Origin of the sequence: Trinickia mobilis (assembly GCF_017315705.1) — a bacterium.
Taxonomy (GTDB): Bacteria; Pseudomonadota; Gammaproteobacteria; order Burkholderiales; family Burkholderiaceae; genus Trinickia_A; species Trinickia_A mobilis.
The window spans coordinates 12,869-26,295 of sequence record NZ_JAFLRF010000012.1 but is presented as its reverse complement, the minus strand read 5'-3'; the positions used below and the strand labels follow the sequence as shown (position 1 = coordinate 26,295).

Genomic DNA, 13,427 nt, shown 5'->3' with positions numbered 1-13,427 from the left:
GGCCGGCTCGAAATGAGATCAATAAGGAGCGACACATGAATCAGCGTGAAGCGAACAGCGGTTCGCTCGATCTGTCGGCGTTCTGGATGCCTTTCACGGCGAACCGTCAGTTCAAGAGCGCGCCGCGGCTGTTGTCGGGGGCGAAGGGGATGTACTACACGTCCTACGACGGCCGCCGCATTCTCGACGGCACCGCGGGCCTCTGGTGCGTGAACGCGGGCCATTGCCGCGACGAGATCGTGGCCGCCGTGCGGGCGCAAGCCGAGGAAATGGACTTTGCACCGACCTTCCAGATGGGACACCCGAAGGCGTTCGAAGCCGCGACGAAGATCGCGAAGCACACGCCGGGCGATCTCAAGCACATCTTCTTCACGAACTCAGGATCGGAAGCAGTCGATACCGCGCTGAAGATCGCGCTCGCGTATCACCGTTCGCGCGGCGAAGGCCAGCGCACGCGCTTTATCGGACGCGAGCGCGGCTATCACGGCGTCGGCTTCGGCGGCATCTCGGTCGGCGGCATTGCGCCGAACCGCAAGGCGTATTCGGGCGGCTTGCTGCCTTCCGTCGATCACCTGCCGCACACGCTGAACATCAAGGAAGCGGCGTTTTCGAAGGGGCAGCCGGCGTGGGGCGCGCATCTCGCCGACGAACTGGAGCGCCTCGTCACGCTGCACGATGCGTCGACGATTGCGGCGGTCATCGTCGAACCGGTCGCGGGCTCGACGGGCGTGCTGATTCCGCCGCAAGGCTACTTGCAGCGCCTGCGCGAAATCTGCGACAAGCACGGCATCCTGTTGATTTTCGACGAGGTGATCACCGGCTGGGGGCGGCTCGGCGCGCCTTTTGCCGCGCAGTACTTCAACGTGACGCCGGACTTGCTGACGATGGCGAAAGGCACGAACAACGCCGCGGCGCCGCTCGGCGCCGTTGCCGCGAGCCACGCGATTCACGATTCGATCGTCAACGGAGCGCCGGCCGGCATCGAGCTCTTCCACGGCTATACGTACTCGGGCCATCCGATCGCGACCGCGGCGGCCTGCGCAACCATCGATCTATATGAACGCGAGCAGTTGTTCGAACGCGCGGCGCGGATGTCGCCGGTCTTCGAGACGGCGATTCACAAGCTGCGCGGCGAACCGCACGTGATCGACGTGCGCAATCTGGGTCTCGTGGGCGGCGTCGAACTCAAGCCGCGCGACGGGGCGCCGGGCGCGCGCGCGTACGAGGCGTTCGTCAAGTGCTTCCAGAAAGGCGTGCTTACGCGCTACACGGGGGACATTCTGGCGTTTTCGCCGCCGCTCATCGTCGACGAGCAGCAGATCGACGAAATCTTCACGACCGTCGCGCAGGTGTTGAGGGAGACGGAGTAGCGCCCGGGATGGGGCGCGGAGGGATCAATACGTCGGCACCGACGGGTCGACTTGCTTGGACCAGGCGTCGATCCCGCCTTGCAGATTGAACACCTGCTTGAACCCGCGCCCTTCGAGGAACATCGCGACGTTCGCGCTGCGCGCGCCGTGATGGCAAACGCAGACGATTTGCGCTTCGTCGTCGAGTTCTTCGCTGCGAGCCGGGATCTCGCGCATCGGAATGAGCACGCTCCCCGCGATCTTCGCCGTCTCGACTTCCCACGGCTCGCGCACGTCGAGCAGCACGGGCGCGGGGCGCGAAGTATCGGCAAGCCATTCGGCGAGGGCGGAGGCGGTCAGGTTTTGCATCTCGGGCTCGGTGAAATCGAAAGACCAGAAAGACGATGAAGCGAAATCGGCCGCAAGCGCGGCCGATGAGCGATGACGATCAGAACTTGAAGCGCGGCGGCTGCACGGCGTTCACGAGCGGCTCGACATAGGTTTCGAACACGTCGGCGACGCGGAATTGCTTGTCGTCGATGCGCGTGATGATCTGCGCCTTCATCACCGGCGCCGTGCCGACGAACGCGGCAAGCCGGCCGCCGATCTTCAGTTGCTCGAGGATGTCCTGCGGCAACACCGGCAGGCCGCCCGACACGCAGATCACGTCGCACGGGGCAGCGGCAGGCCAGCCGCGCGATGCGTCGCCGAGCGCGACTTCGGCATTCGTCACGCCGTTGGCCGCCAGGTTCTGCTTCGCGAGTTCGGCGAGTTCCGGCTCGATTTCGACCGTCAGCACGTGCTGGCCGCGATGCGCGAGCAGCGCCGCCATGTAGCCCGAGCCGGCGCCGATTTCAAGAATGGTTTCGTGCTTCTTCACCGCCAGCTCCTGCAGGATGCGCGCTTCGACGCGCGGCGCCAGCATGTGCTCGCCGCGCGGCAGCGGCACTTCGAGGTCGGCGAAGGCGATGTTGCGGTAAGCGGCGGGGACGAAGTTCTCACGCTTGACGATCGCGAGCAGATTCAGCACGTCCTGGTCCAGCACGTCCCAGGGGCGAATTTGCTGTTCGATCATGTTGAAACGGGCTTGTTCGATGTTCATGGCGCGATTTTCAGGCGAGTAAGGTGGTCCGAACGGAACCAGACGGTCTGAGGGTTACTGCGGAATTGTACCAAACCGGCTGCAGATCGATCCCTTTGCCGGACATGGCCGCGGGGCGTTTGGGCGGCCGCCGTGCGCGAACGCGTTGCGCGCTCAACTCCGGCTTTTCTTGATCTGCTCCTCGAACGCGACGTCGAGCTTGCTGGCCTTGCGCGGCTTGGCCGGCACCTGGGCATCGACGAACGCGACGAATTCCTCGAGCGGCAACGGTTCGCAGAGTTTCTGGTTGCCGCCGCCGGTTTTGTCGACGAGATAGAAGAGCCCGCCCGGCATGCTGACGGCCGCATAGAGAGCGTTGCCGCTGCGGGTCTTGAGCCGCTCGACCGCATAGATGGCCTTGGTGCCGCGCATGATGTTGCCTGTTCGATCCGGGAAAAGACGCCTACTTTACCAACAACGAATGCAGGCACAATACGGGCTCGCCGCCGATTTGCTGCGTTGCCTGCCGCACGAATTGCCGTTGCTTGACGCGAGGATCGGACCTTGTCGTGAATGCCGTTGCAGCCCCCGTTGTGACCGAACACGCGTGCCGTCCTGATTGCGGCGCGTGCTGCATCGCGCCTTCGATCACGAGCCCGATCCCCGGCATGCCGGACGGCAAGCCCGCCGGCGTGCGCTGCATCCAGCTGGACGACCATCACCGCTGCGCCATCTTCGGTCGCCCCGAGCGGCCCGCGTGCTGCTCCGGCTTGCAGCCGCAAGCGGAGATGTGCGGCACGTCGCGCGCTCACGCGATCGCATGGCTCACGCAGCTCGAAGCGGCGACGCAGCCCGCTGCCCGATAGTCCAAGGAAGAGCGAACGAAGCGCGAACTGCCGCGCAAGAACTTTGCGCGGGCCGGCGTGCCCAAGCGAACCCAACATCGAAGCATCGAAGAGCAGGAGGTTTTGCATGACTCAAGCGAGAGCGTCCACGCGGCGCCGGTTGCTGGCAGCGGCCTGTGCGGCGGCGAGCATCGGCGTCTCGCTCGGCGCCTGTGCCACCGCCACGTTTCCGTTCATCCCGGATCACTACACGTTCTCGAGAGAGCAGGTGCAGGAAGCCGTGCAGCGCAAGTTTCCGTTGCAGCGCACGGTCTCCCAGGTGTTCAACGTCACGCTCAGCAATCCCGTCGTCGGCCTCTTGCCGGATACGAACCGCGTGAGCGTGCGGCTCGACGCGCATTTCGCGAGCCCGTTCCTGCAGCAGCCGGTGGACGGGACCTTCACGCTGTCGAGCCAGCTCGCCTACGACGCCGCGAGCCGCGCGGTCGTGCTCAAGGAGCCTACCGTCGACAACGTCAGCGTGGACGGCCAGGCTCGCGCCTACACGCAGCAGATCGGCGCGGCCGCCGCGCTGCTCGCGACGCAATGGCTCACCAACTATCCGGTCTACACATTCAAGCCCGAGCAGCTTCAATTTGCCGGCGTGAATTACGAACCCGGTACAATCACGATCCTTACAAACGGCATACGCGTGCAGATCCTCGAGAAGTGAGGCGCGCGCGGCCGTGGGGCCGCGCGTTTCCCGGGCCCTTTCCCGTTACGTTCCGCTACCCCGCCGGAGAGCGGCATCTTCCGCAAAAGGGCCATCGATGGATTGGATATTGATCTGCAAGGCGGTGATCCTCGGCGTCGTCGAGGGGTTGACCGAGTTTCTGCCGGTGTCGAGCACGGGCCATCTGATCGTCGTCGGCAGCTTGCTCGATTTCACCGACGAAGGCTCGAAGACTTTCCACGTCGTCATCCAGTTCGGCGCGATCCTGGCGGTGTGTTGGGAGTACCGGCGGCGCATCGGCGAGGTGATTGCCGGCCTCGCGACGCAAACGGCCGCGCGGCGCTTCGCGCTCAATGCCGTCATCGCGACGATTCCGGCCGTCGTGCTGGGTCTCGTGTTCGAGAAGTCGATCAAGGCGGTGCTGTATGCGCCAGTGCCGGTGGCGCTCGCGCTCGTGGTGGGCGGCGTCGTCATCCTGTGGGCTGAATCGCGTCAGCGCGAGCGCGGCGATGCGCCGTCGCGCGTTCAGTCGATCGACGCGCTCACGCCGCTCGATGCGTTGAAAGTCGGCTGTGCGCAGTGCTGCGCGCTGATTCCCGGCATGTCGCGCTCAGGCTCGACGATCATCGGCGGGATGTTCTTCGGGCTCGACCGGCGCGTCGCCACTGAGTTTTCGTTTTTTCTCGCGATTCCGATCATCATCGGCGCGACGCTCTATGAGATCGTCAAGACCTGGCACGCGACGCCGGTTCAGATGGTCGATCTGTTCACGATCGGGATGGCGGCCGCGTTCGTAAGCGCGTTCATCTGCGTGCGCTGGCTGCTGCGCTACATCGCGACGCACGATTTCACCGTGTTCGCGTGGTATCGGATCGGCTTCGGGTTGCTGGTCCTGATCGTCGGCTATGGCGGCGGTCTGAACTGGAACTGATCTCTTTATCCGGCGCGCCGCTCGAACACGAGATCCCAGACGCCGTGCCCGAGGCGCAGGCCGCGGCGCTCGAACTTCGTCACGGGACGATAGCCGGGGCGCGGCGCGTAGCCGTCGGCGGTGTTCGCGAGCGCGGGTTCGGCGCTCAGCACTTCGAGCATTTGCTCGGCGTAGTTTTGCCAGTCGGTCGCGCAATGCAGATAGGCGCCTGCCTTCAGGCGCGAAACCAGGAGCGCGACGAACTTCGGCTGGATCAGCCGGCGTTTGTGATGGCGCGCCTTGTGCCACGGGTCGGGGAAGAAGATGTGCACGCCGTCGAGGCTGCCGGGCGCGATCATCTGTTCGAGCACCTCGACCGCGTCATGCTGGACGATGCGGATGTTCGAGAGATTCTGCTCGCCCATCAGCTTCAAGAGCGCACCGATGCCCGGTTCGTGGACTTCGACGCCGATGAAGTCGTCGCCGCGACGCTGCGCGGCGATTTCCGCGGTCGTCGCGCCCATGCCGAAGCCGATCTCGAGGATGTGCGGCGCCGCGCGGCCGAAGGCGGCATTCCAGTCGCATGCGTTGGCCGAGTAGGGCACGACGAAGCGCGGGCCGAGCTCGTCCATTGCGCGGCGCTGGGCGGTCGAGACGCGGCCGGCGCGCGTCACGAAGCTGCGGATGCGGCGCAGATGCAGCGGATTCCTTGGCGCATCGCTGGCGGTGGGAGTGGACGCGTCGGCGTCGCCGGCGGTTGCGCCAGGCTCGCTTGGCATGCCGTCTTCGTTCGGATCGTGAATCATCGGTGACTACAGAGGAAGAGCGCGCTGCAGTTCGCATGGCGAATGCGCAACGTGCCGTGAGGCATTGTGACGATGCGGCGGACCTTGCCGCCGCGGATGCTAAAAAGCCGCCTTCGACGAGGCGGCTTCCAGGGCCAACGGCCAAATGTGGAGCGGGCGATGGGAATCGAACCCACGTCTCTAGCTTGGGAAGCTAGGGTAATAGCCATTATACGACGCCCGCAGAGCGCGCCATTTTACGCGGTTTTGGGCGGTTTGCGCAACTGCGGGCTCGCGCCTACGGCGCGTCGCGCGCGATTGCTGGGGCGGCGGCACGCTGCGCGCCTGCTCTACGGCTCGATGCGCCTATCCGGCTTCGGCGCGCGCGCCGATCTGGACGGTGGGCTTGCCGACATCGAAGGGGCTGCGGTCGACGGTTTGCCTGCGGCTCAGTACCTATCTGGCGCATGCGGCCAACGCCGGCATTGCGCGCGCGCAGTTGCTCCTGGGTGTCTATTTACTGAACCGCAAGCCAAAAGCCGCGAAACGCGGTGTGGCGCGCGAGTGGCTCATCAAGGCGGCCGACCAGAAATTCGGTCCGGCGTATTCGGCGCTTGGCGGCGCGTATTGGGCCGGCACTGACGGCCAGCTCGATCGCATCGCCGCAGTGAAAGGGTTCACCGAAGGGGCGAAATCGAACGACGTGATCGCGCAGCGGGCGCTCTGCGTTGTTTACTGGAGCGGAATCGGCGTCGCGCGCAACCTCAGTACTGCAAAGTATTGGTGCGACGCTGCGGCACGCCGCGGCGACGTGCCGTCGATGGAGATGCTCGCGCAAGACCCTCCGAGGGATGAAGCGGGCGAAGTGGCGCACGCGTATTGGCTTTGGGGCCTCGCGAATCGCGGTAACGCGAAGTACCGGCGACGCGTGCGATGCGGGCCTCGGCGTCAACGTTGATCTCGACGCAGCGACATACTGGTTCCGGCGCGCCGGAACCCAAGGCAACGCGTCGGCGCAGGCATCGCTCGCGTGGCATTTGCTGACGGGGATCGGCGGCGAACGCGACGACAGCGCCGCTTATCGGCGGGGCGCGAGCGCCGTCGCGCAGCGCTTGACCGAGCATCTTGCCGGCACGCTGCCGCAGCCCGGGATCAAATCCCGAACAACGTCAACGACACCGCCGCGCGCGTGACGATCATCAAGAGGATTTGCACGATCACGAACAGCAGGATCGGCGAGAGATCGATGCCGCCCAGTTGCGGCACGAAGCGCCGCAGCGGATTCAGAAACGGCGCAGTCAATTGATAGAGGATGGGCATCGCGGGCGAGCGCGGATTCAGCCACGACAAGAGCGCCATCAGGATCGTGAGCCAGATGATGAGGTTCAACGCCCACTTGACGAGCGTCAGAATAGCGACGATCAACAGCACGGGCACGAGGCCGAACGGATCGACGCCCGCGATCGTCACCATCAATCCCACATAGACGATCGACGCGAGCAGCGCGGCGACGACGCTCGCCCAATCGATGCCGCGCTTGCCATGAAACACATGCCGCAACGGCAGCACGAGCCAGTTGGTCACCTGAAAGATCGCGTTCGAAACGGGGTTGTACGGCGGCATGCGCACCGCCTGCATCCAGGCGCGCAACAGCAGCGCCGCGCCGAACAGCGTGAAGATCGTATTGAGCAGAAAGCGGGCGATATCGCCGAACATCTCGGGTCCTTTCCTTCTTGAGTTTTAAATGGCACGGCGCGCGAGTCGACGAAGGGCGCGCTGCGAGACCGGTCAAGCGTGCGTGCGCGGCCTGACAAGCATACCGGCGTTTGAGCCGGAGCTAAGCGGATATCTTGACCTCGCTGATCAGGATCGTGCCGTTGCCGCCATCCGTGTAGTTCGGGATGTCGCCGAGCAGTTCGTCGGAGGCGGGGATGAACACGTCATAGAACGCTTCGACCGAGTCGAACAGGAAGTGGCCCGCGGCGACGTAAGGCGGCGGCGACCCCGGAGGCCCGGCGCTGATGCCGACGTCCACCGACCAGCCCCGCAACGCTGCGCCGAAGCGCTGCACCGCGAGCGGCATGTGGGTGCGGCAATAGTAATCCACGTCGAAATGGCCGTTTTCCCGATACGGATAGAGGATGCTGACCTTGATCATTTTTGCGTTCTCGTCGGTGGGTCTTCGTGTGTCGGGTCCCTTGCACGGCTGTCTGGCCGGCGGCGCGCGGCACCCCGTTTTCCGGTCGTCACCTTATCACGGCTGACTTGGCGCTTGCACCTGCGGGAGCGAGCGCTCGAGGGACGCTTCGATAGCCGCTTCGATCGCATCGAGCGACGCCGGCGGCTTGGCGCGCTGCTTGGCGAGCGCGACGGCGCGGCGGGTCAGGAGCGCATAGAGCGCGGCGTGATCGCCGCCCATCGTCTCGAAGAGCGCGAGCTGCTTTGCGACGACGCCGGCATCGCCGCGCGACACCGGCCCTGCGAGCGCGTCGGCGAGACCCTTGTCGCGCGCGGTTTCGATCGTGCCGGCGAGCATCGGCAAGAGCGCGCGCAGCGAATCGTCTTCGGAGAAGCCGAGCGTGCGCCACAGCTCGACGCACTCGCTCAACGCGCAGAGCGCGAAGCTCGCGGCGTAGTGCGCCGCGCCGTGGTACAGCATGCGCGTGCCGTGCGGAATCGTCAGCGGATGGCACGAAATCGCGCGCGCGAGCGCGGCGAGCGCGGCTTCGAGTTCGCCGTCCGCTTCGATCGTCACGGAGCAGCCCGCGATTCGTTCGATGTCTGCGGGGCTGCCGCTGAACAGGTAAAGTGGATGAAACCCGCCTGTGAGCGCACCCTGGCCGCGTGCCGGCGCCAGCAGCTCGACGGGCGATGCACCGCTGCAATGCACGAGCGCTTTCGAACGCGCGTTTGCCGCATCGAACCGCAGTGTGTTGGCCATCGTACCGATGCTGTCGTCGGGGACGGATAAAAAGACAATGTCGGCAGCGGCGATCACCTGTTGCGGATCGTCGACGGCGTTGCCTTGTCCAGCCTGTTGCGCGAGATCGCGCGCCGATTGCAGCGAGCGGCTCGCGACAGCCGTGACCGGGTACCCGGCGCGGGCGAAGCCGGCAGCGAGGCAGCGGGCCAGCCGGCCCGCGCCGATGAAGCCGATCCGTGGCGCAGAAGAAAGCGGCATGGTTCCAGTGTCCGAGCAGGAAGTGTGGGCGAAAGCTGAAGTATCTCGCATCCGGAAAGCGCTCGCGCAAGCGTCGGCTGCCATGCCGAAGGCGCGCGATTTCGAAACACGGGCGAGCGCCGTTTGTTTGTCGGATGAAATTGGGCGTCGTATGAAGTGCGAGGGGCGTCATTCGGCGGCGCAATGCCCGCCGGCCCGATTGCCCGTCACAATTCCAACACGATGGATCGAGAGCGGGCCGGGGCGGGCCGGCCGGCGCCGGGAATGTCGTTTGCTCCGAGGCATGGCGCACAGGTTCATGGCGTTGCATGGGACCCGAGTCAGTGCTGAAGCGCTAACTCCGGCCGACAGCTAAAGCGCTGACTCGGGTCGACAGCAGTCGGAGATACAGATCGTAGTCGCGGTTTCTTTCCAGTTTCCAGTGTCTTAGCCACGTACGGGAGGTCACGATGAGCATGTTCTCTTACCGGAAGCACTTGCGGTTCCTGAGCCATTCGCAGCGCCGTCTCTGGTGGGACCAGAAAAAGCGTCTCACGCCTCGTGTGAAGATCAGCGGCGCGTACGTGCCGCCGAGCGTGTCGCGCGAATTCACCTACGTGAAGGTAGGCTGAGGGTCGCCCGAGAGGCACGCTGACCAACGCTTGCCGCTTGCATGACGAAAGCCCGGATCGAACGCCGGGCTTTTTATTGATGTCGACCCGAGTTAGCGCTTCAACACTGACTCGGGTCCCATGCAACGCCCACGTGGCTAACGGCACTCTACATAGGTGCCTCGCCTGCACAACGGACAGGCCGTCAATTTGTAATTAAACATTTCCGATTCCCACGGGCTTTCTCCGTGCCCACCGGTAAATGCACCCGGATCCCAGCGCCGGCAGCGCGCAACTCCTTGGATTTTCACGTGTCGGACATAGATAGGGGTTTGTCGCGAATAGACAGGCTCAATGTTCGGGATTGGCTCGATTGCAATTTGCAACAAATGCGGAACACCCCCACGAGGCTTTTTCGATACATTGGGTTTCATGCAGTGCCAGTCATGCGGGCCGGCCGCGCGCCGGGCCGTCAGGAGAACAGCAATGAAGAAGCTCATTTCGTTTTTTGCCGCCGCTGCGTTGGGCGTGGGGTTCGCCACCGCCGCACAGGCTCACGTGTCGGTCGGCATCGGTATCGGCATTCCGGTCGCGCCGGCCTATCCGGTTTATGCAGCGCCGCCGCCTGTCTACTACGCTCCGCCGCCTGTCTATTACGCTCCGCCGCCTGTCTATTACGGTCCGCCGGGAGTCGTGGTGGGCGGCTACTATGGTCAGCCGTATTGGCATCATGGTTACTATCGCGGCTACTACGGTCATCATGGCTACTGGCGCCGTTAAGCGGCTTTAAGAGGCTGTACGAGGCGCTCGCTTAACCCTCGCAATAGCCAGGTCTTTCGCGAACGGCGCAATGCCTGCTTCATCGCCGGGTTGCGCCGTTTGCTTTGGGTTTTCAAAGCGCGCCGGAAGCTGGGACAATGCCTGCTCCCCCAACCACTCTCTTCAGGCAATGCAAGCGCTACCCACTCCCACTTTCGACGATGTTGCCGACGCCGCCTCGCGTATCGCGGGCGTCGCGCACCGCACTCCCGTTCTCACCTCGCGCACGGCCGACGAGCGCTGCGGCGCTTCGATCTTCTTCAAGTGCGAAAACTTTCAGCGCATGGGCGCGTTCAAGTTTCGCGGCGCGTACAACGCGATCTCGCATTTCGACGCCGAGCAGCGCAAAGGCGGCGTACTGACCTATTCATCGGGCAATCATGCGCAGGCGATCGCGTTGTCGGCGCGGCTTGCGGGCATCCACGCCACGATCGTGATGCCGCACGACGCCCCCGCCGCCAAAGTCGAAGCGACCAAGGGCTACGGCGGCGAAGTCATCACGTATGACCGCTATAAAGAGGATCGCGAGGAACTCGGCCGCCGGCTCGCGCAGGAGCGCGGCATGACGCTGATTCCTCCGTACGACCATCCGCACGTGATCGCGGGGCAGGGCACGGCGGCCAAGGAACTGATCGAAGAGACCGGGCCGCTCGACATGCTCGTCGTGTGCCTTGGCGGCGGCGGCTTGCTGGGCGGCAGCGCGCTCTCGGCGGCGGCGCTCAGCCCGTCGTGCGAGATCATCGGCGTCGAGCCCGAGGCGGGCAACGACGGCCAGCAGTCGCTCGCACGCGGCGAGATCGTCCATATCGACGTGCCGAAGACGATCGCCGACGGCGCCGCCACGCCGCATCTCGGCAGCTACAACTTTCCGATCATTCAGCGCCTCGTCAAGCGGATCGAGACGGCGAGCGACGCGCAACTGATCGACACGATGCGATTCTTCGCGCAGCGCATGAAGATGGTCGTCGAGCCGACCGGCTGTCTCGCTGCCGCGGCTGTGCTCAATGGCATCGTGCCGGTGAAGGGGAAGCGCGTCGGCGTGCTCATCAGCGGCGGCAATGTGGATTTGAGCCGCTTCGCCGAGTTTCTGAGCTAAGGTCTGCTAATCTGTTTTACGCCGTGCTATGCGCCGCCTGCAGGATCAAATCGCGGCAGCCGTTCACGATCACGCTGTACCAGAAGTACGCGAAGAGCAGCGCGGAGAGCACGTGACAGCCGTGCAGCAAGCCGGCGCCCGCGCGCTTGCGTCCGTGGCTCGCGAGACCGCATAGGACGAGCGTCCAGCACAGACCGATGTCGAGGCACAACGAAAGCGACAGAAAAAAGACCGTCCGACAACATCGATACTGCGTGCATTCACACCCCGGGCTACACGGTCGCGGCAATGGCTGCGCGGCTCGCGGTCGTGGACTCGTCACTCCGTCGTCGAATGTTTCATCAGCGGCCGAGCGCGAGCTCGTCCCACAGCTTGTCGATGCGCGTCTTCACCGCGTCGTCCATCACGATCGGGCGGCCCCATTCGCGATCGGTCTCGCCCGGCCATTTGTTGGTCGCGTCGAGGCCCATCTTCGAGCCGAGGCCCGCCTTCGGCGACGCGAAGTCGAGGTAGTCGATCGGAGTGTTGTCGACGAGCACGGTGTCGCGCGCCGGATCGATGCGCGTCGTGATCGCCCAGATGACTTCCTTCCAGTCGCGGATGTTCACGTCCTCGTCGACGACTACGATGAACTTCGTATACATGAACTGCCGCAAAAAGCTCCAGACGCCGAACATCACGCGCTTTGCGTGACCCGGATAGCTCTTCCTCATCTGCACGATCGCCATCCGGTAGCTACATCCCTCGGGCGGCAGATAGAAATCGGTGATCTCCGTGAACTGCTTCTGCAAGAGCGGCACGAACACTTCGTTGAGCGCGACGCCGAGCACGGCCGGTTCATCGGGCGGCTTGCCGGTGTAGGTGGAGTGGTAGATCGCGTCGCGGCGCATCGTGATGCGCTCGACAGTGAAGACCGGGAACCACTCCTGCTCGTTGTAATAGCCGGTGTGGTCGCCGTAAGGGCCTTCGAGCGCGTGCTCGTAGGCGGCCGAGGCGCCCTTGGACGGTCGCGGCGGCGCGCCCGCCTGCGCCGGCGTGGGCGAGCCTTCCTGCGGATAGATGAAGCCTTCGAGCACGATCTCGGCGCGCGCGGGCACTTGCAGGGTGTCGACGCCGGGCGTCAGGCACTTCGCGAGTTCGGTCTTCGCACCGCGCAGCAGCCCCGCGAACTGGTATTCGGAGAGCGTGTCCGGCACCGGCGTGACGGCGCCGAGGATCGTTGCCGGATCGGCGCCGAGCACGACCGCGACCGGATACGGCCTGCCGGGGTTGGCGAGCGCGAACTCGCGGAAGTCGAGCGCGCCGCCGCGGTGGGCGAGCCAGCGCATGATGAGTTTGTTGCGGCCGATCAGCTGCTGCCGGTAGATGCCGAGGTTCTGGCGCGTCTTGTTGGGGCCGCGCGTAACGGTCAAGCCCCAGGTGACGAGCGGACCGGCGTCGCCGGGCCAGCAGGTCTGGATCGGCAGCTTAGCGAGGTCGACGTCCTGCCCCTCCCAGACGATCTCCTGGCAGGGCGGCGAGCTGACCGTCTTCGGCGCCATGTCCCAGACGGCCTTCGCGAGCGACAAAAGCTTGCCGGCGTCCTTCAGGCCCTTGGGCGGCTCCGGCTCCTTCAACGCCGACAGCAGCCGGCCGACGTCGCGCAGCGATTCGAGCGCGGCGCTATCGCCGCCATGGCCCTGATCGCCGCCCGTGCTGTCGATGCCCATGCCGAGCGCGACGCGCCGCGGCGTGCCGAACAGGTTGCCGAGGACGGGAAACGCGAAGCCTTGCGGCGCGTCGAACAGCAGCGCGGGGCCGCCGGCCCGCAGCACGCGGTCGCACAATTCGGTCATTTCCAGCACGGGCGAGACGGGCTGCCGGATGCGGCGCAGTTCGCCCAACGTCTCTAGGCGACCGACGAAGTCGCGCAGGTCTTTATATTTCATGCGAGTCAGTTTGGAGCCACCCGGGACGGGCGGGGCAGGGGCGGACAGCCGGCGCGGCCAGGCTGCTCATTGGATGCGCGATTTTACCTGCGCTTCTTACAGGAGGTTTTTTCGCGGATTGGGTCGAAATC

Annotated in this window: 17 protein-coding genes, 1 tRNA gene and 1 pseudogene; 9 read left to right on the top strand and 10 right to left on the bottom strand. The window is 64.9% G+C overall.

What is annotated here, in order from left to right; all coding sequences use genetic code 11:
• Nucleotides 1-35 precede the first annotated feature (35 nt).
• Nucleotides 36-1,370, top strand: a complete 1,335-nt coding sequence (gene aptA, locus J3489_RS18130; protein WP_207000262.1) for an omega-aminotransferase AptA — start codon at nt 36-38, stop codon at nt 1,368-1,370.
• Nucleotides 1,371-1,394: 24 nt separating this feature from the next.
• Here the strand turns inward: aptA and J3489_RS18125 are convergent, their stop codons facing one another.
• The 3 genes from J3489_RS18125 to J3489_RS18115 all read right to left on the bottom strand — a co-directional run bounded on the left by J3489_RS18125 (nt 1,395) and on the right by J3489_RS18115 (nt 2,862).
• Nucleotides 1,395-1,718, bottom strand: coding sequence for a rhodanese-like domain-containing protein (locus J3489_RS18125; RefSeq protein ID WP_207000261.1), 324 nt, complete (start codon nt 1,716-1,718; stop codon nt 1,395-1,397).
• A gap of 79 nt (nt 1,719-1,797) precedes the next feature.
• The gene (locus tag J3489_RS18120; protein WP_207000259.1) at nt 1,798-2,451 is read right to left on the bottom strand and encodes a protein-L-isoaspartate O-methyltransferase family protein; all 654 of its coding nucleotides are present in this window, start codon (nt 2,449-2,451) and stop codon (nt 1,798-1,800) included.
• A gap of 153 nt (nt 2,452-2,604) precedes the next feature.
• Nucleotides 2,605-2,862 (bottom strand): hypothetical protein, encoded by a 258-nt coding sequence (locus tag J3489_RS18115; protein WP_207000257.1) that lies wholly within the window; start codon nt 2,860-2,862, stop codon nt 2,605-2,607.
• 137 nt (nt 2,863-2,999) lie between these two features.
• Here J3489_RS18115 and J3489_RS18110 point away from each other — a divergent pair, with 137 nt between their 5' ends.
• From J3489_RS18110 to J3489_RS18100, 3 genes are all read left to right on the top strand, one after another.
• Complete coding sequence (locus J3489_RS18110) at nt 3,000-3,296, top strand: YkgJ family cysteine cluster protein (protein ID WP_207000255.1); 297 nt, start codon at nt 3,000-3,002, stop codon at nt 3,294-3,296.
• A 106-nt stretch (nt 3,297-3,402) separates the two neighbouring features.
• Nucleotides 3,403-3,987 (top strand): DUF1439 domain-containing protein, encoded by a 585-nt coding sequence (locus tag J3489_RS18105; protein ID WP_207000253.1) that lies wholly within the window; start codon nt 3,403-3,405, stop codon nt 3,985-3,987.
• A 97-nt stretch (nt 3,988-4,084) separates the two neighbouring features.
• Complete coding sequence (locus J3489_RS18100; RefSeq protein WP_207000251.1) at nt 4,085-4,918, top strand: undecaprenyl-diphosphate phosphatase; 834 nt, start codon at nt 4,085-4,087, stop codon at nt 4,916-4,918.
• A gap of 5 nt (nt 4,919-4,923) precedes the next feature.
• Here J3489_RS18100 and trmB read toward each other — a convergent pair whose 3' ends face one another.
• The gene (gene trmB / locus J3489_RS18095; RefSeq protein WP_207000249.1) at nt 4,924-5,703 is read right to left on the bottom strand and encodes a tRNA (guanosine(46)-N7)-methyltransferase TrmB; all 780 of its coding nucleotides are present in this window, start codon (nt 5,701-5,703) and stop codon (nt 4,924-4,926) included.
• Nucleotides 5,704-5,851: 148 nt separating this feature from the next.
• A tRNA-Gly gene (locus J3489_RS18090) sits at nt 5,852-5,926 on the bottom strand.
• Nucleotides 5,927-6,088: 162 nt separating this feature from the next.
• On the opposite strand from J3489_RS18090, the gene J3489_RS18085 reads away from it, so the two are divergent.
• Together J3489_RS18085 and J3489_RS39120 are read left to right on the top strand one after the other, a co-directional pair.
• A complete protein-coding gene (locus J3489_RS18085; protein WP_207000247.1) occupies nt 6,089-6,640 on the top strand; it encodes a tetratricopeptide repeat protein in 552 nt (183 codons plus the stop codon).
• Complete coding sequence (locus tag J3489_RS39120; protein WP_508617097.1) at nt 6,534-6,875, top strand: hypothetical protein; 342 nt, start codon at nt 6,534-6,536, stop codon at nt 6,873-6,875. The genes J3489_RS18085 and J3489_RS39120 overlap by 107 nt, the downstream gene beginning before the upstream one ends.
• On the opposite strand, the gene J3489_RS18080 is transcribed toward J3489_RS39120, so the two are convergent.
• The 3 genes from J3489_RS18080 to J3489_RS18070 form a co-directional block, all read right to left on the bottom strand.
• On the bottom strand, nt 6,835-7,398 hold the full coding sequence (locus J3489_RS18080; RefSeq protein WP_207000245.1) for a YggT family protein: 564 nt from the start codon (nt 7,396-7,398) through the stop codon (nt 6,835-6,837). The two genes, J3489_RS39120 and J3489_RS18080, sit on opposite strands and share 41 nt — an antisense overlap.
• A 121-nt stretch (nt 7,399-7,519) precedes the next feature.
• Entirely contained in the window at nt 7,520-7,840 is a 321-nt protein-coding gene (locus J3489_RS18075) for an EthD family reductase (RefSeq protein ID WP_207000243.1), read from the bottom strand.
• A gap of 96 nt (nt 7,841-7,936) precedes the next feature.
• Nucleotides 7,937-8,863 (bottom strand): Rossmann-like and DUF2520 domain-containing protein, encoded by a 927-nt coding sequence (locus J3489_RS18070; protein WP_207000240.1) that lies wholly within the window; start codon nt 8,861-8,863, stop codon nt 7,937-7,939.
• Between the two features lie 449 nt (nt 8,864-9,312).
• Between J3489_RS18070 and J3489_RS18065 the strand changes: the two genes are divergently transcribed.
• The 3 genes from J3489_RS18065 to J3489_RS18055 all read left to right on the top strand — a co-directional run bounded on the left by J3489_RS18065 (nt 9,313) and on the right by J3489_RS18055 (nt 11,368).
• Nucleotides 9,313-9,474 carry a hypothetical protein gene (locus J3489_RS18065; protein ID WP_207000238.1) on the top strand — a complete coding sequence of 54 codons (162 nt, stop codon included), beginning with the start codon at nt 9,313-9,315 and terminating at the stop codon, nt 9,472-9,474.
• A gap of 465 nt (nt 9,475-9,939) precedes the next feature.
• A complete protein-coding gene (locus J3489_RS18060) occupies nt 9,940-10,233 on the top strand; it encodes a hypothetical protein (protein ID WP_207000236.1) in 294 nt (97 codons plus the stop codon).
• A gap of 169 nt (nt 10,234-10,402) precedes the next feature.
• The gene (locus J3489_RS18055; RefSeq protein WP_207000234.1) at nt 10,403-11,368 is read left to right on the top strand and encodes a threo-3-hydroxy-L-aspartate ammonia-lyase; all 966 of its coding nucleotides are present in this window, start codon (nt 10,403-10,405) and stop codon (nt 11,366-11,368) included.
• Between the two features lie 16 nt (nt 11,369-11,384).
• Here J3489_RS18055 and J3489_RS18050 read toward each other — a convergent pair.
• Nucleotides 11,385-11,564 (bottom strand): annotated as a pseudogene (locus J3489_RS18050) (LysE family translocator); the annotation flags it as partial.
• A 145-nt stretch (nt 11,565-11,709) separates the two neighbouring features.
• Nucleotides 11,710-13,296, bottom strand: coding sequence for a UbiD family decarboxylase (locus J3489_RS18045; protein ID WP_207000232.1), 1,587 nt, complete (start codon nt 13,294-13,296; stop codon nt 11,710-11,712).
• Between the last annotated feature and the right edge of the window lie 131 nt (nt 13,297-13,427).

Bases quoted from the DNA above. Each gene is read 5' to 3' on its own strand.
- aptA (WP_207000262.1), top strand. From the start codon at position 36: ATGAATCAGCGTGAAGCGAACAGCGGTTCGCTCGATCTGTCGGCGTTC.
- J3489_RS18125 (WP_207000261.1), bottom strand. From the start codon at position 1,718: ATGCAAAACCTGACCGCCTCCGCCCTCGCCGAATGGCTTGCCGATACT.
- J3489_RS18120 (WP_207000259.1), bottom strand. From the start codon at position 2,451: ATGAACATCGAACAAGCCCGTTTCAACATGATCGAACAGCAAATTCGC.
- J3489_RS18115 (WP_207000257.1), bottom strand. From the start codon at position 2,862: ATGCGCGGCACCAAGGCCATCTATGCGGTCGAGCGGCTCAAGACCCGC.
- J3489_RS18105 (WP_207000253.1), top strand. From the start codon at position 3,403: ATGACTCAAGCGAGAGCGTCCACGCGGCGCCGGTTGCTGGCAGCGGCC.
- J3489_RS18100 (WP_207000251.1), top strand. From the start codon at position 4,085: ATGGATTGGATATTGATCTGCAAGGCGGTGATCCTCGGCGTCGTCGAG.
- trmB (WP_207000249.1), bottom strand. From the start codon at position 5,703: ATGATTCACGATCCGAACGAAGACGGCATGCCAAGCGAGCCTGGCGCA.
- J3489_RS39120 (WP_508617097.1), top strand. From the start codon at position 6,534: ATGAAGCGGGCGAAGTGGCGCACGCGTATTGGCTTTGGGGCCTCGCGA.
- J3489_RS18080 (WP_207000245.1), bottom strand. From the start codon at position 7,398: ATGTTCGGCGATATCGCCCGCTTTCTGCTCAATACGATCTTCACGCTG.
- J3489_RS18075 (WP_207000243.1), bottom strand. From the start codon at position 7,840: ATGATCAAGGTCAGCATCCTCTATCCGTATCGGGAAAACGGCCATTTC.
- J3489_RS18070 (WP_207000240.1), bottom strand. From the start codon at position 8,863: ATGCCGCTTTCTTCTGCGCCACGGATCGGCTTCATCGGCGCGGGCCGG.
- J3489_RS18065 (WP_207000238.1), top strand. From the start codon at position 9,313: ATGAGCATGTTCTCTTACCGGAAGCACTTGCGGTTCCTGAGCCATTCG.
- J3489_RS18060 (WP_207000236.1), top strand. From the start codon at position 9,940: ATGAAGAAGCTCATTTCGTTTTTTGCCGCCGCTGCGTTGGGCGTGGGG.
- J3489_RS18055 (WP_207000234.1), top strand. From the start codon at position 10,403: ATGCAAGCGCTACCCACTCCCACTTTCGACGATGTTGCCGACGCCGCC.
- J3489_RS18045 (WP_207000232.1), bottom strand. From the start codon at position 13,296: ATGAAATATAAAGACCTGCGCGACTTCGTCGGTCGCCTAGAGACGTTG.